This is a genomic window from Conexibacter sp. JCM 18997, from assembly GCF_055391915.1.
On the sequence record NZ_AP043885.1, the window covers coordinates 1,787,161 to 1,806,967 of the forward strand.

Annotated in this window: 19 protein-coding genes; 8 read left to right on the forward strand and 11 right to left on the reverse strand. The window is 72.4% G+C overall.

Annotated features, from left to right (window positions below; genetic code table 11):
* The first annotated feature begins 34 nt into the window (after nt 1-34).
* Both ACZ5UI_RS09315 and ACZ5UI_RS09320 read left to right on the forward strand, forming a co-directional pair.
* Entirely contained in the window at nt 35-901 is an 867-nt protein-coding gene (locus ACZ5UI_RS09315; RefSeq protein ID WP_464196527.1) for an intradiol ring-cleavage dioxygenase, read from the forward strand.
* Nucleotides 898-2,616, forward strand: coding sequence for an FAD-dependent oxidoreductase (locus ACZ5UI_RS09320; protein ID WP_464196529.1), 1,719 nt, complete (start codon nt 898-900; stop codon nt 2,614-2,616). Before ACZ5UI_RS09315 ends, ACZ5UI_RS09320 begins: the two co-directional genes overlap by 4 nt.
* A 145-nt stretch (nt 2,617-2,761) precedes the next feature.
* Here the strand turns inward: ACZ5UI_RS09320 and hpaB are convergent, their stop codons facing one another.
* Both hpaB and ACZ5UI_RS09330 read right to left on the reverse strand, forming a co-directional pair.
* Entirely contained in the window at nt 2,762-4,231 is a 1,470-nt protein-coding gene (gene hpaB, locus ACZ5UI_RS09325) for a 4-hydroxyphenylacetate 3-monooxygenase, oxygenase component (protein ID WP_464196531.1), read from the reverse strand.
* A 21-nt stretch (nt 4,232-4,252) separates the two neighbouring features.
* Nucleotides 4,253-4,783: a flavin reductase family protein gene (locus tag ACZ5UI_RS09330; protein ID WP_464196533.1), complete on the reverse strand. Its 531-nt coding sequence runs from the start codon at nt 4,781-4,783 to the stop codon at nt 4,253-4,255.
* Between the two features lie 84 nt (nt 4,784-4,867).
* On the opposite strand from ACZ5UI_RS09330, the gene ACZ5UI_RS09335 reads away from it, so the two are divergent.
* Nucleotides 4,868-5,995, forward strand: coding sequence for a CapA family protein (locus ACZ5UI_RS09335; protein ID WP_464196535.1), 1,128 nt, complete (start codon nt 4,868-4,870; stop codon nt 5,993-5,995).
* Nucleotides 5,996-6,154: 159 nt separating this feature from the next.
* Here the strand turns inward: ACZ5UI_RS09335 and ACZ5UI_RS09340 are convergent, their stop codons facing one another.
* Nucleotides 6,155-7,342, reverse strand: coding sequence for an RNA polymerase sigma factor (locus ACZ5UI_RS09340; protein ID WP_464196537.1), 1,188 nt, complete (start codon nt 7,340-7,342; stop codon nt 6,155-6,157).
* Nucleotides 7,321-7,728 (reverse strand): YciI family protein, encoded by a 408-nt coding sequence (locus tag ACZ5UI_RS09345; protein WP_464196539.1) that lies wholly within the window; start codon nt 7,726-7,728, stop codon nt 7,321-7,323. The genes ACZ5UI_RS09340 and ACZ5UI_RS09345 overlap by 22 nt, the downstream gene beginning before the upstream one ends.
* Before the next feature lie 213 nt (nt 7,729-7,941).
* Here ACZ5UI_RS09345 and ACZ5UI_RS09350 point away from each other — a divergent pair, with 213 nt between their 5' ends.
* Nucleotides 7,942-9,444: an SAM-dependent methyltransferase gene (locus ACZ5UI_RS09350; RefSeq protein ID WP_464196541.1), complete on the forward strand. Its 1,503-nt coding sequence runs from the start codon at nt 7,942-7,944 to the stop codon at nt 9,442-9,444.
* A 2-nt stretch (nt 9,445-9,446) separates the two neighbouring features.
* Nucleotides 9,447-10,358: a methylenetetrahydrofolate reductase gene (locus ACZ5UI_RS09355; RefSeq protein WP_464196543.1), complete on the forward strand. Its 912-nt coding sequence runs from the start codon at nt 9,447-9,449 to the stop codon at nt 10,356-10,358.
* Here ACZ5UI_RS09355 and ACZ5UI_RS09360 read toward each other — a convergent pair.
* The gene (locus ACZ5UI_RS09360) at nt 10,325-11,017 is read right to left on the reverse strand and encodes an SDR family NAD(P)-dependent oxidoreductase (RefSeq protein ID WP_464196545.1); all 693 of its coding nucleotides are present in this window, start codon (nt 11,015-11,017) and stop codon (nt 10,325-10,327) included. The two genes, ACZ5UI_RS09355 and ACZ5UI_RS09360, sit on opposite strands and share 34 nt — an antisense overlap.
* 103 nt (nt 11,018-11,120) lie before the next feature.
* Here ACZ5UI_RS09360 and ACZ5UI_RS09365 point away from each other — a divergent pair, with 103 nt between their 5' ends.
* Nucleotides 11,121-11,957, forward strand: coding sequence for a helix-turn-helix transcriptional regulator (locus ACZ5UI_RS09365; protein ID WP_464196547.1), 837 nt, complete (start codon nt 11,121-11,123; stop codon nt 11,955-11,957).
* Between the two features lie 173 nt (nt 11,958-12,130).
* Here the strand turns inward: ACZ5UI_RS09365 and ACZ5UI_RS09370 are convergent, their stop codons facing one another.
* Nucleotides 12,131-12,928 carry a leucine-rich repeat domain-containing protein gene (locus ACZ5UI_RS09370; protein WP_464196549.1) on the reverse strand — a complete coding sequence of 266 codons (798 nt, stop codon included), beginning with the start codon at nt 12,926-12,928 and terminating at the stop codon, nt 12,131-12,133.
* Between the two features lie 4 nt (nt 12,929-12,932).
* On the reverse strand, nt 12,933-14,072 hold the full coding sequence (locus ACZ5UI_RS09375; protein ID WP_464196551.1) for a low temperature requirement protein A: 1,140 nt from the start codon (nt 14,070-14,072) through the stop codon (nt 12,933-12,935).
* A 181-nt stretch (nt 14,073-14,253) separates the two neighbouring features.
* Between ACZ5UI_RS09375 and ACZ5UI_RS09380 the strand changes: the two genes are divergently transcribed.
* The gene (locus ACZ5UI_RS09380; RefSeq protein WP_464196553.1) at nt 14,254-14,523 is read left to right on the forward strand and encodes a hypothetical protein; all 270 of its coding nucleotides are present in this window, start codon (nt 14,254-14,256) and stop codon (nt 14,521-14,523) included.
* Between the two features lie 3 nt (nt 14,524-14,526).
* On the opposite strand, the gene ACZ5UI_RS09385 is transcribed toward ACZ5UI_RS09380, so the two are convergent.
* Genes ACZ5UI_RS09385 through ACZ5UI_RS09400 form a run of 4 tightly spaced genes read right to left on the reverse strand, consistent with a single transcriptional unit; the run spans nt 14,527 to nt 18,138 of the window.
* Nucleotides 14,527-15,393, reverse strand: a complete 867-nt coding sequence (locus tag ACZ5UI_RS09385; RefSeq protein ID WP_464196555.1) for a class II glutamine amidotransferase — start codon at nt 15,391-15,393, stop codon at nt 14,527-14,529.
* Nucleotides 15,394-15,397: 4 nt separating this feature from the next.
* Nucleotides 15,398-16,204: an alpha/beta fold hydrolase gene (locus tag ACZ5UI_RS09390; protein WP_464196557.1), complete on the reverse strand. Its 807-nt coding sequence runs from the start codon at nt 16,202-16,204 to the stop codon at nt 15,398-15,400.
* Nucleotides 16,205-16,234: 30 nt separating this feature from the next.
* Nucleotides 16,235-17,635 (reverse strand): cytochrome P450, encoded by a 1,401-nt coding sequence (locus ACZ5UI_RS09395; protein ID WP_464196559.1) that lies wholly within the window; start codon nt 17,633-17,635, stop codon nt 16,235-16,237.
* Nucleotides 17,636-17,670: 35 nt separating this feature from the next.
* Complete coding sequence (locus tag ACZ5UI_RS09400; protein WP_464196561.1) at nt 17,671-18,138, reverse strand: VOC family protein; 468 nt, start codon at nt 18,136-18,138, stop codon at nt 17,671-17,673.
* Nucleotides 18,139-18,274: 136 nt separating this feature from the next.
* Here ACZ5UI_RS09400 and ACZ5UI_RS09405 point away from each other — a divergent pair, with 136 nt between their 5' ends.
* Nucleotides 18,275-19,789 (forward strand): CoA-acylating methylmalonate-semialdehyde dehydrogenase, encoded by a 1,515-nt coding sequence (locus ACZ5UI_RS09405; RefSeq protein ID WP_464196563.1) that lies wholly within the window; start codon nt 18,275-18,277, stop codon nt 19,787-19,789.
* Nucleotides 19,790-19,807 lie beyond the last annotated feature (18 nt).

Consider the following 19,807-nt stretch of genomic DNA (forward strand, 5'->3'; position numbering starts at 1 on the left):
GCGCGCGCCGCGCCCAGCGTGTTGGATGCGCGCCATGCGCCGCAACCTGTCCGATGCGTCGCTGACCGAAGCTGTCGTCGACAGCTTCGCCGCCAGCGCCGATCCGCGCTTTCGTGAGGTCGCCGAGAGCCTCGTGCGTCACCTGCACGCGTTCGCCACCGACGTGCAGCTGACCGAGGACGAGTGGTTCGCCGCGATCGACTTCCTCACGCGCACGGGCCACATCACCGACGAGAAGCGCCAGGAGTTCGTGCTGCTCTCCGACGTCCTCGGGTTGTCGATGCTGGTCATCGGCGTCAACCACCGACACCCCGGCACCGCGACGGAGTCGACGGTCTTCGGTCCGTTCTTCGTCGCGGGCTCGCCCCGGTTCGAGAACGGCGCTGACATCGCCGCCGGCGCCCCCGGCCGCCCGTGCTTCATGTCCGGCCGCGTGCTCGACACCGATGGCCAACCGATCGCCGGCGCGCTGATCGAGATCTGGCAGGCCGACGAGGACGGCTTCTACGACGTGCAGCGCCCCGAGCTCGACGCCGCCCAGGGCCGCGGCCACCTGTTCTCCGACGGCGACGGCCGCTTCTGGTTCTGGTCGGTGCTGCCCGAGGCCTACCCGATCCCCGACGACGGACCGGTCGGCGACCTGCTGCGCGCCGCGGGCCGCTCCCCCATGCGCCCCGCCCACGTCCACTTCAAGGTCGAGGCCGCCGGGTTCGAGACGCTCATCACGCACGTGTTCGTGGCCGGCGACGAGCACCTCGACACCGACGCGGTCTTCGGCGTCAAGCAGTCGCTGATCGGGGCGTTCGTCGAGCACGCGGCGGGGCCGGCACCCGACGGCCGCGAGCTGGACGAGCCGTTCTTCACGATGGCCTACGACCTCGTCCTGGCCCCGCGCCGATGATCGAGACCGACGTCCTGATCGTGGGCAGCGGCCCGGCCGGCGGCTCCGCGGCGGCGCTCCTCAGCAGCTACGGCATCCCCAACATGATGCTCACGAAGTACCGCTGGACGGCCAACACACCGCGCGCGCACATCACCAACCAGCGCACGCTGGAGATCATGCGCGACATCGGGCTGGAGGCGGAGGTGCTCAAGGACGGCACCCCCAACGAGCTGATGGGCGACACCGTCTTCTGCACGAGCCTGGCCGGCGAGGAGCTCGCGCGCCTGCACACCTGGGGCACGCACCCGGGCCGCCGGGCCGACTACCAGCTGGCCAGCCCGTGCAGCCACATCGACCTGCCCCAGACGCTGTTCGAACCGGTCCTGCTGCGCGCTGCCGCCGAGCGCGGGACGCAGGTGCGGCTGTCGACCGAGGTGCTGTCCTTCGCGCAGGACGCCGACGGCGTGACGGCGACCGTGCTGGACCGCGTCGGCGGCGCGCGCTACGAGATGCGGGCGAAGTACCTGCTGGGCGCCGACGGCGGGCGCAGCGTGATCGCCGAGCAGCTGGGGCTGCCGTTCGGCGGTCAGGCCGACATCGCCGGTTCGATGAACATCGTCTTCCGCGCCGACCTGTCGCACCTCGTGGCCCACCGGCCCAGCGTCCTGTACTGGGTCATGCAGCCGGGCTCGAACATCGGCGGCATCGGCATGGGGCTGGTGCGGATGGTGCGCCCGTGGGACGAGTGGCTGATCGTGTGGGGCTACGACATCGACGGCCCGGCGCCGGAGATGGACGACGACCGGGCGCGGGCGATCGCCCACAACCTGATCGGCGACCAGGACGTGGACATCGAGATCCTGTCGACGTCGTTGTGGACGAACAACCGCCTGTACGCCGAGCGCTACTCGGAGGACCGCGTGTTCTGCCTGGGCGACGCCGTCCACCGCCATCCGCCGTCCAACGGCCTGGGCTCCAACACATCGGTGGCCGACGCCTACAACCTGGCCTGGAAGCTGGCCTTCGTCCTGCGCGGCGACGCCGACCCGTCGCTGCTGGCCACCTACGACGTCGAGCGCCAGCCGGTGGGCGAGCAGATCGTCAAGCGCGCCAACCAGAGCATCGAGGAGTTCGGGCCGATCTTCGCTGCGCTGGGCCTGCTGGAGACCGACGACCCCGAGCAGATGGTGGCCAACATGGCCGCGCGCAAGGACGCCACGCCGGCGGCCGCCGCGCAGCGCGATCAGCTGCGCGCGGCGATCGAGCTGAAGAACTACGAGTTCAACGCGCACGGCGTCGAGCTCGGTCAGCGCTACCGGTCCGCCGCGGTGGCCGGCGACGGGACGCCCGAGCCGCCGTTCGAGCGCGACGCCGAGCTGTACTACCACGCGACCACCTGGCCGGGCGCCCGGCTCCCGCACTGCTGGGTCGGGCGGGCCGGGCGGCGCCTGTCCACCCTCGACCTGTGCGGCGGCGGGCGCTTCACGCTGCTGACCGGCATCAACGGCGCGGCCCGGTGGCGCGCCGCCGCCGACGCGGTCGACCTCGAGCTCCCGGTCGTGGTGATCGGCCCGGGCCAGGAGGTCGAGGACCTCTACGACGACTGGGCCCGCTTGCGCGAGGTCGACGAAACCGGCTGCGTCCTCGTGCGCCCGGACCTGCACATCGGTTGGCGCAGCCCCGACGAGCACGGCGACCTGGCCGCCGCGCTCGCCCAGATCCTCGGGCGCTGACCGGCGCGTTCGTGCGCGCTCGCCCGAGCGCCACCTCCGCCGAACCGTCATTCAGTGGCGTTCAGCGCCACTGAGACGCAACTCGTCCGAAACGAGGCGGCAGATCCCGGGTCCGCCCGCTCCCGCGTCGAGTTGAGGCGCGGGTTCAGACGCCCACGACGGCGTCGTCGCGCACCAGGAAGTCGCGCACGCGCTGCTTGTAGGGCTCGCGGTCGACGCTGTTGACGAACGCGCCGGCCATGCGCACCGGGTCGCCGAAGAAGTAGTACTCGTACAGCGTCTGGCGACCGGCGAAGGCGGAGATCGCGATGTCCCAGGCCAGGCGGAACAGGCGGACGCGCTCGCTGCCGGTCAGGGTCGCCGAGGTCAGGTAGGCCTCGATGTCGTCGTGGGCGTCGCCCTCGATGTCGGCCTCCGTGGGCAGCGCCATCAGGCCGGACGCGCCGAGCTTGCGGATGATCTCCGGAAAGCGCTGGTAGGTCTTCGGGTACCAGTTGCGGTTGGCGTTCAGCGGGGCCCAGGCCGGGGTCATGACGCCGAACTCGTTGAGCTCCGCGTCGGCCTCGGCGGCGCGCACGAGCGCCTTGGACTGCTCGAGCGCGACGATCACCTCGGCGATGTCGCCCTGCACGTGCGGGAAGCTCTCGATGCCGATGGCCTCGGTCATGCAGGAGATCAGGCCGAGCAGGAACTCGGTCTTGGCCATCGTGCGCGTGGTGACCTGGTGGGTCATGTGCACCGCCGCGCTGGTCTCGGCGTAGAACGTGTTGCACAGCTGCGGGTTGCCCAGCAGGAAGCAGCGCTCGTAGGGCACGTGCACGTCGTCGAAGATCACGACGGCGTCCATCTCCTCGAAGCGCGAGCCCAGCGGATGGTCGAAGTGCGACCGGCCGTAGTCGGCCGACTCGCGGCACACGTAGCGCAGGCCGGGCGCGTCGCAGTTGATGGCGAACGCGAACGAGTACGGCGCGTCCTCGGGGTTGCCCTTCAGCACCGTCGAGGGGAACACGAGCAGCTCGTCGGCGGTCGGGCCGATCGTGGCCAGCAGGCGCGCGCCGCGCACGACGATGCCGTTGTCGTCCTCCTTGACGATGTGCGCCATCAGCTTGCCCCCGCCCTGCTGCGCGGCCGACTGGCTGCGGTTGGCCTGCGGCGGGATCAGCGTGTGGGTGGTCAGCAGGTCCTGCTCGCGGACCATCTCGTAGTAGCGCTTGATGTTGTCGGCGAAGGCCGGATCGGCCTGGGCGAACCACGGGCCCGCCTCGCTGAGCGCCATCAGGCACGAGTTCAGGTAGTCGCCGGTGCGCCCGAGCGTCCCGAGGCTGTCGTCAGCCCACACCTTGAACGCCTCACGCCGCTTGACCAGGTCCTCGGCGGTGCGCGGCACCATGAACGACGTGCCGACACGGTCGCCGGTGGTGGGCGACTCGTAGGTCATCACGTCGCGGTGCTCGGGCGCGTGCTGCAGGTCGTACAGGCGCGCGTACGTGCGGGTCAGGTTGCGGAACGCCGGATGGTCGGGAATGCCGCCCGTCAGCGTCTCGCCGCCGATCTGGACGGTCGTGTTCAGCGACCCGAGGCGGTCGAGGTAGTCCTGCCCGGTGCGTGCGCCCATTGCGTGCTCTCCTGTGACTGGCTAGATGAGGTGCTCATGGCCGAGCAGCTGCTCGGCCACCGTCGTGAAGCGGCTGGTGTGGTAGGCGAGCGCGTCGCCGTCGCGGAAATCGAAGCTCGCGACCTCACCGAGGAACAGGGTGTGGTCGCCGCCGTCGTAGGCCCGCCAGGGCGTGCACTCCAGGTGCGCCAGGACCCCGGCCAACCGCGGCGCGTGCTCGCCTTCGACCCATTGCGGCTGGATCTCCGAGCCGCCGGCGAACCGGCGGGCCAGGCCCTCCTGCTCGGCCCCGAGCACGTTCACGGTGAACGCGCGCTCGCGCAGCAGGTCGTGCGAACGCGCGCGCTTGTCCACGCTGACCAGCACCAGCGGCGGGTCCAGCGAGACCGAGGTGAACGAGTTGACCGTGATGCCGTGCCGCGCGTCGGCGCTGTCGAAGCTGACGACCGCGACGCCCGTGGCGAAGCGCCCCAGGCACGAGCGCAGAGCCGACCGCTGCGCGAGCTGCGGATCGACGACCGGACGGCGCGGCTTGACGGATCTCCCCTCCATGCGTCGCACCGTACACTATTCGTGCGCTTCGCACAATAATCGTGCACTGCCGCGAACGACCGCCGCATCTGGCAGGGTCGGGCGGTGCGTCGCTCCAACGCCATCCTCGCCGCGCTCGTGGTCCTGGCCGTCGCGCTGTTCGGCATCGGCGGGTATGCGGCCCTGCGCAAGGGCGGCGACGGGGACGCGCCCGACGCCGCCAAGGCGAAGGGCACCACCGACGCCGAGCTGGCCCGCCGCACGCTGAGCATCGCCTGGGCCGGCGACACGATGCTGGGCAGCGCCACCGACGTCGCACCCGACGCGGGCGCGGTCGAGTTCGCCCAGGTGAGCAAGCTGCTGCACCGCGCGACGATCACCGCCGGGAACCTCGAGGGCGTCCTGACCGATGCGACGTCGTCGAAGTGCGACGGCCCCACCCCGCGCGAGGACTGCTTCGCCTTCCGGGCGCCGCCGGAGGCCGCGCGCACCCTCCGGCGCGCCGGCTTCGACGTGATGAACCTGGCCAACAACCACGCCTGGGACTACGGCGCGGTCGGCCAGGCCGACACGATCGCCGCTCTGGACGCCGCCGGCGTGCGCTGGACGGGCACGCCCGGCCAGGTGACCGTGCTGACCGACCACGGCGTGCGCGTCGCGTTCGTCGGCTACGCGCCCTACGCGTGGGCGCCCGCGATGCACGACGTGCCGCTGGCCCAGGGCCTGGTCCGCTACGCCGATTCGCAGGCCGATGTCGTCGTCGCGCTCATGCACGCGGGCGCCGAGGGGCGCGATCAGACGCACACCCCGGTCGGCGTCGAGGTGTCCTACGGTGAGGATCGCGGCGACACGCGCGCGTTCGCGCACGCGCTGGTCGACGCGGGCGCCGACCTCGTGCTCGGCTCCGGCCCGCACGTGGTCCGCGGCGTCGAGCGCTACCGCGGCCGGCTGATCGCCTACTCGCTGGGCAACTTCGCCGGCTGGCACAACTTCGCGGGCGGCGGCACCTACGACCTCAGCGGGCTGCTGCAGGTCCGCATCAACGGCCTGGGCGAGGTCCTCGGTGGGCACTGGCGCGCGCTGCGCATCCGCGAGCCCGGCGTCCCCGAGATCGACCCGGCCAACGAGTCGGCCTCGCTGGTGGTCGACGTCTCGCGCGAGGACTTCGGCGCGGCGGCCTATCCGATGACCCGGCGCGGCCAGCTGGGCGCGTCGGTCGAGGACCCACGCTAGTGCCCTGAGTCACTAATTCGCCCGCATCTGGCGGCGCCGGAATCGTGTCTGCCGGCACTCGCCATCACCACCCGTACCACCAGTACGACAAGTGATGGCGATCACCGGCAGACCCGCCCCGCCATCCACCAGCTGCACACGAATTACCGACTCAGGACACTAGCCACCGGCCCGCACGCGGGCGGCCTGGCGGATCAGGTGATCGCGCTCGGCCACGTCCGTCGCGCGCCGGGCGGCCTCGGCGTACGCGGCGCCGGCCGCGGCCCGGTCGCCGTCGAGCTCGTGCAGGTGCGCGCGCACGGCGTGCCACCGGTGGCGGTCGCCGAGCACCTCGCGCAGCCGGTCGGTCTCGCGCAGCCCCGCGGCCGCGCCGTGCACGTGGCCGACCGCGACCGCGCGGCCGAGCACCGCCGCGGGGTCCTGGTGCACCGGATCGTCGGCCAGCGCGACGAGGTCGTCGTACCAGGCGAGGATCTGCGGCCAGTCGGTCTCACCGGCGCTGGCCGCGTCGTCGTGCAGGGCCGCGATCGCCGCCTCGATCTGGTAGCGCCCGGGACGCTCCAGCGCCAGCGCCGACTGCAGGACGCGCACGCCCTCGGCGATCTCGCGCGTGTCCCACCGGTCCCGGTCCTGGCGGTCCAGCGTGACGATCCGCCCCGCGGCGTCCAGGCGCGCCGGGCGGCGGGCGTGGTTGAGGAGCATCAGCGCGAGCAGCCCGCGCGCCTCGGGCTCCTCGGTGGCCAGGGTCAGCTGGCGGGCCAGGCGGATCGCCTCGCGCGCCAGGTCCACCTCCCCGGCGTGACCGGCGGTGTAGATCAGGTAGAGCACGCGCAGGACGACCGCGAGGTCGCCGGGCTGGTCCAGGCGGCGTCCGCGCAGCGTGCGCTTGGCCCGGCTGATCCGCTGCGCCATCGTCGCCTCCGGCACGTAGAAGGCGTCGGCGATCTCCCGGGTGGTCAGGCCGCCGACCGCGCGCAGGCTGAGCGCGACCTGCGACGCGGGCGCCAGATCCGGATGGCAGCAGCAGAACAGCAGGAACAGCGTGTCGTCGCCCACCCGCTCGGCGGGCGCGCCCGCCGCCGGCTCAGCGTGCATCGCCTCCTCCCGGCGCCGGCGGGCGGCCTCGCTGCGGCGGGCGTCGACCAGCCGTCGGGTGGCCACGGCGGTCAGCCACGCGCGCGGGTCGCGCGGCGGGTGCTCGGGCCACACCCGCAGCGCCTCGACCAGCGCCTCCTGCAGCGCGTCCTCGGCCACGTCGAAGTCCTCGCCTCGCCGGACGAGGCCCGCGAGCACCCGCGGGATGAGGTCGCGCTCGAACCCGTCGATCACGCGCGCGGGCGCTCCCACATGACCTCGCGGACGTCGATCCACTCGTACAGCGGCTCGCCGCCCGGGCCGGGCTCGGAGGAGGCGTAGGCCGCGATCTCCACCGCCCGCTCGTAGGAGTCCACGTCGATCATCCACCAGCCGGCGATCAGGTCGCTGGTCTCCGGGTGCGGGCCATCGGTGGTGACCGGCGCCGCGTCCGGGCCGCCGTAGCGCACCCAGGTGCGAGCGGGCGCCAGAGCGCGCGCGTCGACGTACTCGCCGTTGGCCTCCAGCAGCTCGCTGACGTGGTCCTGGAAGGCCATGTGCGCCTCCACGTCCGCGGGCGCCCACTGGTCGATCGGGGGGACGGGACGGTGCGGCTCCGGGCCGCCGCGGTAACGCTTGAGCAGCAGGTACTTCGGCATGGTGGATCTCCTGGTGTCGTCGGGCCCCGCGGACTCGCGGCGCTTCACCCGGTGAGCGGAGCCGGTGCGCGGTTCTCGACATCGAACCACGCACGGCTCTGCGTCCTATCCCATGGGAGGGGGGAAACCCCTCCTTGTGGCGTCGCGCGAAAACGCCGGTCGGCGGAGCATCCACCAGGTCGCAATGGGAACCTCAGAGGAGAGAGCGCCAGAGTGCTGATCCAGCTCAGCTGCATCGGAAGGGCCGAGCCCAACGACCTCGCGGCGATCCTGCCCGCGCTCGCCGAGGCGACCGACGCGCCGGACCTCGATCACGCGCGGCTGGCCGCGGTCCTCGACTGGGTCCAGTACCGCAAGAACTTCCGCGCGCCGGTGATGGTCCGCCCGTTCGGCCGCGAGCCCGACGCGCCCGAGGACGACGGCCCGCTGGCCGAGATCGCCATCGACGTCCGCCGGGCCAAGGACATCCCCCACGACGTGCTGGTCGACCAGATCGGCGACCGCGTGCGCAAGGCGCTGGGGATCATCCCCGACGTCCACGAGTGCATCCACCTCGAAGGCTGGGTGCGGCCGTCCAAGAGCGTGATGTGGTCGTTCAACCGCTCCTACTGGCGCCATCTGGCCGCCTGGGACGAGACCTTCCAGAAGGACTACGCCTCCGCCCTGCCTGGCGGCGTCTCGGACGGCACGAACCCGGAGTTCTGGAGCGGGCAGATCGCCTCGTTCATGGACACGCTCAACCGGCTGGACGAGTGGTCCGAGCTGCCCGATCAGATCCACGTGCTGGAGCTGGGCGTCGGTGACGGCCAGCAGGCCAAGGTGTGGCTGGACGAGTTCGCCAAGGCCTGCAAGGCCCAGGGCCGCGACTACCTGCGACGCGTGCGCTACCTGATGGCCGACTACTCGCCCCACGTGCTGCAGCGGGCCAGCGAGCGCGTGGCCGAGTACAGCGAGCTGGTCGACGCGATCGAGCTGGACTTCCGCAACCCGATCATGGGCCTGTCGCACCTGCACGGGAAGGTGCTGTTCGCGCACACCTGCAACCTGTACGACAACCTGCCCACCGACGAGCTGATGCGCGTCGGGCAACACGCCTACGAGCCGCTCGTGCGCGCGTCGATCACCCCGGGCGAGGTGGCCACGATCGCCCGCGATCATCACCTGGCCGAGACCGACATCGTGGCCACCGTGCAGAAGGTGCTGCGCGAGGGGCCGGCGGCGTTCGGCGACCTGGAGGCCGGCGTGCGCTTCTGGGCCGACGTGTGGGACGCCGTCCACCTCGAGGAGATCTACGTCGAGATCAGCTCGCCCGCCGCGCAGCGGGTGGCGCCCAGCGGCGACATGCACCTGGACGAGCTGCTCGACGGCCTGCCCGAATGGACCCGGGTGCACCGCTCGACCGTCGCCGTGGAGAGCTTCGCCCAGACGCTGGCGCTGCTGCACCACGAGGGCCTGCTCGTGGCCCAGGACCTGTTCGTCCGCGAGACCGGCCAGTACGCCGCGTTCCGCGGGCCGGGCAAGCTCGAGGGCTCGATCGTCAACTGGCTCAACGGCCCGATCTTCCAGCTGGTCGGCGACCGCGCCGGCTTCACCGTGCGCGTGGAGCCGTTCCGGTTCCGGGAGAAGTCCAACACGGTGGTGCTGACCGCGCGCCAGCGCGACGCCTACCAACGACCGACGCCGGCGACGCCGGCCGAGCTCGTCGGAGCCCGGTAGTCATGCTCGCCGACGCGCTGGCGTCGGGCCGCTTCGTGCTGACCGCGGAGTTCGGCCCGCCGCGCGACCCCGATCCCGAACACGTGCGCTCGGCGGGCCGCCTGCTCGCCGGGCACGTGGACGCGGTCAACGTGACCGACAACCAGGCCGCCACGGTGAAGCTGTCGCCGCTGGCCGCCGCGGTGCTGCTGGCCGGCGAGGGCGTCGAGCCGATCCTGCAGCTGACCGGACGCGACCGCAACCTGATGGCACTGCAGGCCGAGCTGCTGGGCGCCTGGGCGCTGGGCGTGCGCACCGTGCTCGCGCTCAGCGGCGACCCGTTGAAGGTCGGCCCCTACGAGGCGCTGGCCACCCACGTCGGCGACGTCGACTCCACGAAGATGACGCACCTGATCGCCGGTCTGAACCGCGGCGTACTGGCCGCCGGCGAGGAGCTCGCCCACCCGACCGCGTTCCTGATCGCCGGCGCCGCGAACCCGCTGGTGGACTCGCTGGAGCGCCTGACCGGCAAGCTCGATGCGGGCGTCGGCCTGTTCCAGACCAACATCGTCTACGACGTCGACCGCTTCGCCGCCTGGCTGGCCCCGCTGGTGCAGGCCGGCCTGACCGAGCGCGCCCCGCTGCTGGTCGGCGTCACCCCGCCCCGCTCGACGCGGATGCTGCGCTACATGCACGACAAGATCCCGGGCGTCGAGGTCGACGACGCCACGTTCGCGCGCATGGACGGCCTGGAGGGCGACGCCGCCAAGGACGAAGGCGTCCGCATCGCCGCCGAGCTCGTCCAACGCCTGCGCGACGTCCCCGGCGTCGGCGGCGTGCACCTGATGGCCCCCGGCTGGGAGACCGAAGCGGTCCCCCGCGTCGTCGAGGCCGCCGGGCTTCACCAGGGCACGACGCCCGCCCGATCGGTGTAGGTGCCTGTCGGCCCGTCGGGGCCGATCTGGGCCATGGCGACGATCGCGTCGGTGCCCTCGGTCACCGTCTGCGGGCCGCTGTGCCCGTTGAAGTCGGTGGCCGTGTAGCCGGGGTCGACGGCGTTGACGCGGATGTCGGGCAGCGCCTTGGCCAGCTGCGTCGTGAGCATGTTGACCGCCGACTTCGAGGGCGAGTAGGTGATGTTCGTGATGCTCGACTCGATGCGGTCCGGGTCGCCGGTCACGGCCAGCGAGCCCATGCCGCTGGACACGTTGACGATCACCGGTGCGTCGGACTCGCGCAGCAGCGGGACGAAGGCCTGCGTCACGCGCACCAGGCCGAACACGTTGGTGGCGAAGACGTGCTCGACGTCCTCGGCCGTGGCCTCCTCGACGGAGACGTGCGCGCCGACGATGCCGGCGTTGTTGACGAGGACGTCGAGGCCGCCGTTCTCGCGGACCGTCTGAGCCGCCGCGGCGACGGATGCGGCGTCGGTCACGTCGAGCTGGACGAAGCGGCCGCCGAGCGCCTCGGCGGCGGACCGGCCGCGCTCGGGGTCGCGGGCGGCCATCCACACGTCGTGGCCCTCGGCGATCAGACGGCGGGCGGACTCGTGGCCGAGCCCCTTGTTGGCTCCGGTGATGAGGATCGTGGTCATGGCCACCATGGTGGGACCGGGGCCGCCGCGCGTGAAGAGGACGGGCCAGCCTGGGACTGACAGGGCCCCCTTGGCCGCGCGCCGATGCGACACCATGAGGGGCATGGAAGACGAGCTCGGCACGTCGCTGCGCACCTGGCGCGACCGCCTGCAACCGGCCGACGCCGGGCTCCCCGCGGCGCGTGGCCGGCGCGCGCCCGGGCTGCGCCGCGAGGAGGTCGCCGCGCTCGCGGGCGTGTCCGTGGACTACCTCGCGCGCCTGGAACAGGGCCGGGCCGAGCGCCCCTCCCCCTCGGTCCTGGGCGCGCTGGCCCGGGCGCTGCGCCTGGACGACGTCGAGCGTGCGCACCTGTATCGCCTGACCGGCCACGTGGCGCCCGGCAGCGGGCGCATGGACGCGCACCTGACCCCGGGGATCCAGCGCGTCCTCGATCGCCTGACCGACACCCCGGTGCTCGTGCTGGACGCCGCCTGGAACCCGATCGCCGCCAACCCGTTGGCCGTGGCGCTGCTCGGCGACGCGTCCCATCTGCCCGCGCGCGAACGCAACATCGCCTGGCGTCAGTTCCTCGGCGGGGAGTCGCGCGTCCGCCACACGCCCGAGCAGGGCGAGGCGTTCGAGCGCGAGATCGTGGCCGACCTGCGCGACGCGTCCAGCCGTTACCCCGACGACGAAGGGCTGGCCGAGGTCGTGCGCGACCTGCGCAGCTCCAGCCCACGGTTCGAGGAGCGGTGGGCGGAGGGCGGTGTCCACCCCCGGGTGACCGGTCGCAAGACCGTCGTGCACCCGGAGGTCGGGGCGATCACCCTGGACTGCGACGTCCTCAGCGTGCCCGACAGCGACGTGCGGCTGGTGATCTACACCGCGGCCGCCGGGTCCCCCGAGGCCCAGGCGCTCGCGCTGCTCGGCGCGGTCGGCCTGCAGACGTTCAGCACCTAGTGTCAGGGCACTAGTGTCCTGAGTCGGTAATTCGTGTGCAGCTGGTGGATGCCGGGGCGGGTCTGCCGGTGATCGCCATCACCTGTCGTACTGGTGGTACGGGTGGTGATGGCGAGTGCCGGCAGACACGATTCCGGCGCCGCCAGATGCGGGCGAATTAGTGACTCAGGGCACTAGGTCAGCACTACGCAGCCGCGCTCGCGCAGGTCCTCCAGCCAGTCCGGCGCCGCCAGGAACGCGTTCCAGCGCAGGTCCAGCTTCTCGAGCCGGGGCAGGTCGGCCAGGTCGCGCGGCAGCGAGCGCAGCCGGTTGGCGCGCAGGTCGAGGACCCGCAGCTCGCCCAGCGCGCCGATCGCCGCGGGCAACGTGCGCAGCCGGTTGAGGCGCAGGTGCAGCTCGCGCACGGCGGTCAGCTCGCCGATCGCGTCGGGCAGATCGCGCAGCGCGTTGCCCATCAGGCGCAGCTCGATCAGGTGGGGCAGGCGCGCGATGTCCGCGGGCAGCGTGGACAGGCCGGTCTCGGCCAGGCTCAGGTAGGTCAGGCCGCGCAGCTCCCACACGACGGCGGGCACGACCCCGTCGAGCGGGTTCTCGTGCAGGTAGAGCGTGCGCAACGAGCGCAGCGCCGACAGCTCACCGGGCAGGTCGCGCAGCCGGTCGTGGCCCAGATCCAGCATGCGCAGGTGGTGCAGCTCCCACAGCTGTGGGGGCACACGGTCCAGCGGGCAGTCGGAGACGACCAGCTCCTCCAGCGAGGTCATCGCGCCGATCCGCGCCGGCAGCTCGGCCACGCGGGTCCCGGCCAGCGACAGCGACCGCAGCCGGGGCAGCGCGAAGACGACGTCCGGCACCTGCGCGACGGGGGTGTTGCGCAGGCTCAGCAGCTCGAGGTGCGCGCCGTCGCGGGCCAGCGCGGCGGGCAGGTCGGTCAGGTCTCGCCCGGCCAGGTCGAGTCGGCGCAGGCGCGGCATGCGATCAGTCGGCCTCGACGGTGTCGGCGACCGCCACGGCCAGGAGCACCGCGGTGATCGCGGCGATCCCGACGATCAGCGTCAGCGACGCGGTGGCGACGGCCAGGATGGCCAACGCGACGACGCCCAGCGCGCGCGCTCGCGCGGCGTGTCCGCCGGCCGCCCGCTGATAGAGGATCTGGGCCAGCAGGTACAAGGCGGTGCCGCCGAAAGCGAGGATCGCGAACCCGGTGGTGGCGTCGTCGCCCGGGTGGGCGATGGCCAGCTCGTCGGCCACGGAGATCGCGATCAGCGCCAGCACGACGAGCGTCAGCGTGATCGTGCCCCACCACCCCATCGACCCGGCATCCGGTGCGGCCCGGGCCGCGCGCTCGCCGAGCGCCTCGACGCGCTCGAAGTAGCACCACCACAGCGCGACGGTGCCCGCGAAGCCGATGGCCAGCGCGAACAGCCGCTCCACCTCGAACGGCTCGCCGGCGAACGTGTTGCCCATCGTCAGCACCGTCTCGCCCAGCACGATCATGAAGAAGAGCCGGAAGCGCTCGACCAGATGCCCGGCCGCGATGTCGGTGTGCTGGAGATCCAGGCGTCGCCCGCGGCCGGGAAGCCAGTGCTGGTTGCCGACCCCCACGTACGTGGCCGCCACCGCGGCGACCCACAGCGCCAGCCGGGCGTCCCCGTCGGCCAGCGCCCCGGCCACCCACAGGACGCCGGTCAGCACCTCCCAGACCATGTCGTTGACGAAGTGCTCCCCCTGCGGGCGATCGCGCAGGGCCACCATCAGGAACCCGCAGCGGCCGATCTGCAGGACCAGGTAGCCGGTGACGAACAGCCAGGCGCGGTCGCCGAACGCGTCGCCGATGGCCACCGCCATCAGCAGGCTGGCGAACATCAGCCCGACCAGCAGCAGCCGCACGGGCAGCGGGTCGGGATCGAGCCAGTTCACGCCCCAGGCGACCATGTACCAGGCGTAGAAGACCGCCAGCGCCATCACGACCGTCTCCGCGCCGGTGCGCAGATCCACGTGCTCGACCAGATGGTGCGACAGCTGGCTGATCGCGAAGACGTAGACCAGGTCGAAGAACAGCTCGAGTGGCGAGACGCCCCGCTCCGTGCCCGGCGCCCGCGACACCGCGATCCGCATCAGCGTCTCAGTGGTCGTCGCCGCGGCCGCGGAAGCCGAACCACCAGATGAGCGGCAGCGCCAGCCAGCCGATGATCATCGAGACGAGGATGAGGATCTCGGTGCCGCCCACGGCGCACAGCCTCGCACACCGCCCGGCCCGCAGACAGGGTCTGGCCGGCGCGTGGCGAACCACTCCCCTATGCCCGACCCTGAATTCGTCGTGCACGACCGCCGCCAGCCCGTGTGGGAGTGGTCGGCCGAGCTGAGCGACACCGAGCGCGAGGAGATGGCGCACCTGCGCGCCGAGCGCGACGATCTCGCCGCCCGCGTCGAGGATCTCCACGTCGCCGCGCAGCGGTCGCACGACCGCGAGCAGTCACTGCGCGCCCTCGTCCGCGAGCTGTCCTTCGGCCCGTGGCCGCGACGCCTGCGCGCCGCCCGGCGCGTACGCGGCAGCTCCCGCTTCTGACGCCTACGCGTGCTCCTGGGCCTGTGAGTCGACCGCCCGGCCGCTGAGCACCATCTGCTTGGCCGGTGGCCGCGTGAGGATCTGCTCGCGCGTGACCACGAGGTCGGGCCCGACGTGCACGAGCTCGCCCGAGGCCACGGGCGCCCAGCCCGGGTCCTCGTCCATCGGCTCGCTGGCGATCACCACGACCGCCCGGTCGACAGCGTCCAGCGAGCGCATGCGCAGGGTGCCGTAGGCGCTGGACTCGTCGAGCTGCCGCGCGCCGCTCGGCCCGCCCGCGGCGCGCTCGAGCACGAACAGCTCGTTGTGCTCGGGATAGCGCAGCGCCCACAGCTCGTCGGGCGTGGCCAGGATGAAGTTGATGCTGTAAAGCTCGAAGCGCTCGGCCAGCTCGCGCGCGCCGGCGACGATGCCGGCGCGGATGTCGCCGCCGTGCGCGCGGATCGCCTGGTCGATTAGCGCGAACAGCCGCTCGGAGTCGGTCTCCCCCTCGAGGCTCGCGCGGTCCTCGCCCAGCCGCTCCTCGATCTGCGGGAGATCTCCGACGACGCCGTTGTGGGCGAACGCGCGCCCGTCGCGCACGAACGGGTGGGTGTTGGCCTCGCGGATCTCGCCGGTGTCGGCGTACCGCACGTGTGCCAGATACGTCGCGGCGTGGGTGTCGCGGGCCCGGCGGGCGAACTCCTCGTCGTCCGCGGCGCGCACCGGCCGGCGCACCAGCGTCAGCTCACCGTCGCGGCAGAACGTGGCCAGGCCGAAGCCGTCGGGGTTGGCGTGGCTCTGGTGGGCCAGCGACGCGGGCGCGTCCAGCAGCCAGAACGTCGCGTCGACGTCGCGGTCGCCGGCGTGGAGGCCGAACAGGCGGCACACGCGATCAGCCGTGCCGGTGCACGAACGCGGCCAGCTCGCGCCGGTAGGTCTCGCGCGAGCGCTGCTCGTCGTGGATCAGGTGCGAGGCGCCCGGCACCACGACGACCTCGACGTCCGGGTGCGAGGCGGCCAGCCGCTGGACGTGGCGGGTCGGGAAGGCCGCGCCCGCGGTCTCGTCACCGGCCAGCACGAGCATCGGCACGCCGACGGCCCCGGCCAGGTCGGCATCGACCAGCGTCGTGTTGTCGATCGCCGCGTCGAGCACGCCCATGTCCATGGTCAGCAGCGCGTGCGCCCGGGCGGCGGCGGCGCCCTCGGCCAGCAGGTCGCCGCCGGGCCCACCGGCGATGCGCGCGGCCACCTCGGCTTCGGACAGACCGCCGGACCGCCAGCCCAGGGCCGCGGCGCGCAGCTGCTCGAACATCGGGATCGCCCCGTTGCTCGACGCCTCGGCGGGATCGGCGTAGAACAGCGGCGGGTCCTCCAGGAACGCGGCGCTGATCAGCTCGGGATGCTGCTGGGCGATGGTCCAGGCCACCACGCCGCCCAGCGAGTGCCCGACGAGCACGGGCGGTGGACCGCCCAGCTCGCGCAGCGTGTCGACGACGTCGTCGGCGTAGGCGGGGATCCGGTATGAGCCGGGCAGGTGCGCGGACGTGCCGTGGCCGCGCAGGTCGACCCGCACGATCCGCCGGCCGCCCAGGTCCTGCGGGCGCAGCCACGCGTACGTGCGCCCGCACCCGGTCACCCCATGCAGGAGGACGACGGCCGGGCCATCCGACGGTCCTTCGACCTCGACGTGCAGCTCCATCGCTCCTCCTCCGGTGGACGGAGGCGAACGCTACTCGTGACGCGCGCGGATGACGACCCGACCGCCGCGCGACGGGATCATCGTCACGTTGCGGTTGACCGCGTGCTCGGCCTCGGGCACGTCGGCCTCGAGGTCCAGCCGGCGCGCCATCTCCCGCAGGACCACGCGCTGCTCGGCCATGGCCAGCGCCGCGCCCAGGCAGCGCCGGATGCCGCCGCCGAACGGGATCCACGTGTAGGTCCCCGGCTTCTGCCCCAGCCAGCGTTCGGGCCGGAAGGCGAACGGGTCCGGGTACAGGTCCTCGCGGTGATGCAGCAGCAGGATGCTCATGCTCACGGGCGCCCCGGCCTCGACGGCGTACTCGCCGAGCTGCCACGGCACGGTCACCCGCCGGCCGATGATCGGGATCACCGGGCGGGCGCGCATGCCCTCGTTGATGACCGCCTCGATCCACGCGGCGGCGTCGGCGTCGTCGCCGTCGCGCACGGCGTCGATCAGCGCGTCCTGGGCGGCGGGCGCCCGCACCAGCCGCTCCCAGGTCCAGGCCAGCGAGTTGGCCGTCGTCTCGTGGCCGGCCAGCACGAGCGTGAGCAGCTCGTCGCGCAGCTCGCGGTCGGTCAGCGCCTCGCCGTCGTCGGTCCGCGCGAGGAGCAGCAGCGACAGGATGTCGCGCCGCTCGTCGAGGTCGTCGGCCCGGCGGCGCTCCTCGATCACGGCGAGCGTGGCCCGGTCCAGCGGGAGCAACGCCGCCTTCATCAGGCCGACCGGCTCGTCGCGCCCGACGTTGCGCAGCTCGGCCAGCTTGGCCACCGGCCACGTCGAGATCGAGACGAGCGTCCGCACCGCGCGGCGCAGGAGATCCTCACGCGAGCCGGGCGCCGGGCGCCCTTCGATCCCGAAGATGCCCGCCATGATCACGTCGAGCGTGATCGCCTGCATGCGCGGGGCCAGCGCGAACGGCTCGCCGATCGGCCAGCGGGTGATCTCGTCGGCCGCGGCCCGCTCGATCATCTGCTCGTAGCGGGCGATCGCCTCGCCGTGGAACGGCGGCAGCAGCAGCTTGCGCTGGCGCAGGTGACGCGGGCCGATCGAGGTCAGCACCGAGTTCGGGCCGACGATCGGGCGCAGCGGCGACTCACCGGTGATCGACGGCGCCAGGTCCGGCTTGGCCGTGAACAGCGACTGCACGTGATCGGGATGGCAGGTGATCGCCGGGCGGCCGGCGACCACACCGTGGATGCGGAACACGTCGCCGTGCAGGCGCCGGGCCCGGAAGACGAACTCGATCTGGCGCTGGCTGAAGCGCAGCACCTGCAGCGTGCGCGGCAGGTCGATCGACGGTGGCGACGGGAGACCGGCGGCCTCCTCGGGTGCGAGCGGGCCGGCCGGTGACGGCGGCGCCTCACCGAGCAGCATCTCCGCAAGTGCCATGACCCGATGCTACATCGATCGATGCAAACTTTGGGTCAGTTCGTCCAACCCTCCGGCATCTGGTGCAACTCGTAGTGGAGCCCCTCGGGGCCGTCGAAGTAGACGAACCACGCACCCTCCAGCGGACCCGCCGGCACGTAGTTCGGGGTGCTGTAGCAGTCGACGCCGTGCGCCTGCAGATGGGCGTAGGCGGCCTGGATGTCGGCCACCTCGAAGCAGATGTGCGCCGAGCCGTGATCGCAGCGGCGCAGCGTCTCGTCGTCGCGGGTGTCGTCGGGCGCCACGTACTCGATCAGCTCGATCCACGCGCCGCCGACCTTCAGGAACGCGACGTCGAGCGACGCGTCGGGCACCCGCAGGCCGGCCGACAGCTCCGGCCCCTCGGCCTGCATGGTCATGAACGGCTCGACGCCGAGCACGTCGCGGTACCACGCGAGCGTCTCGGACAGGTCGCGGACGGTGCTGGACACGTGCTGGATCCCGATCAGGGACATGCCGGACATCGGTGCTGCTCCTCTCTCTGAGACGATAACCTGACGTCAGACTAGTGGCGGATTCAGCGCCCTGTCGAGTCCCCGGCGGCAGATCCACACACTCCGCATCCGGCCACGACCACATCGCGCGTGCTTCCATGTGGGCATGAGCACGCCCACGCAGACAGAGACGCTGTCGCACTGGATCGGCGGGCAGGCCGTCGACGCACCCGCCGAGCGTTACGGCGACGTCACGGAGTCCGCGACCGGCGAAGTCGTCACCCGCGTGCCGTTCGCCACCGCCGCCGTCGTCGATCAGGCCGTCCAGGCCGCCCACGCCGCCTGGGTCGACACCTGGCGGGACAGCTCGATCAGCCAGCGCTCCAAGGTCCTCTTCGCCTTCCGCGAGCTGGTCAACGCCAACAAGGAGCAGTTCGCCGCGATCCTCACCCGGGAGCACGGCAAGGTCTTCTCCGACGCGCTCGGCGAGGTCCAGCGCGGCCTCGAGGTGATCGAGTTCGCCTGCGGCGTCGGCGAGCTGCTCAAGGGCGAGATGACCGACGGCGTCTCGCGCGGCGTCGACTCGTACTCGATGCGCCACCCGATCGGCGTCGTGGCCGGCATCACCCCGTTCAACTTCCCGGCGATGGTCCCCATGTGGATGCATCCCGTGGCCATCGCCTGCGGCAACGCGTTCATCCTCAAGCCGTCCGAGCAGGACCCGACGGCGGCCAACCTGACCGCCGAGCTGTGGAAGCAGGCCGGCCTGCCCGCCGGCGTGTTCAGCGTCGTCCACGGCGACAAGGAGGCGGTCGACGCGATCCTCGAGCACCCGGGCATCGCCGCGGTCTCGTTCGTCGGCTCGACCCCGATCGCCCAGTACGTCTACGAGACGGGCACCAAGCACGGCAAGCGCGTCCAGGCGCTGGGCGGCGCGAAGAACCACGCCGTCGTCCTGCCCGACGCCGACATGGACCTGGCCGCCGACGGCCTGGTCTCCGCCGGCTACGGCTCGGCCGGCCAGCGCTGCATGGCCGTGTCCGTCGCGGTCACCGTGGGCAACGCCGCCGAGCCGCTGCTGGAGAAGATCCAGGAGCGCATGGCCACGCTGGTCGTCACCGACGGCACCGAGCCCGACGCCGACATGGGGCCGCTGGTCTCCGAGCGCCACCGCGAGAAGGTCGCGGGCTACGTGGACGCCGGCGAGGCCGAGGGCGCGACGCTGCTGGTCGACGGCCGCGGCCTGGTCGTCGAGGGCCGCGAGGGCGGCCACTTCCTCGGGCCGACGCTGTTCGACCACGTCAAGCCCGGCATGAAGATCTACGACGAGGAGATCTTCGGTCCCGTCCTGGTCGTCGTGCGCGTCGACAGCTACCCCGAGGCGATGGCGCTGATCAACAGCAACCCGTACGGCAACGGCGCGGCGATCTTCACCAACGACGGCGGCGCGGCGCGGGCCTTCGAGCACGACGTGACCGCCGGCATGGTCGGCATCAACGTGCCGATCCCGGTGCCGATGGCCTACCACTCCTTCGGCGGCTGGAAGGCCTCGCTGTTCGGCGACCAGCACGTCCACGGACCCGAGGGCGTGCGCTTCTACACGCGCGGCAAGGTCGTCACGCGCCGCTGGCCGGATCCGTCGCACCGCGGCGTGAACCTCGGCTTCCCGGTGATGTCGTAGTCCCGTAGTTCCACGGAT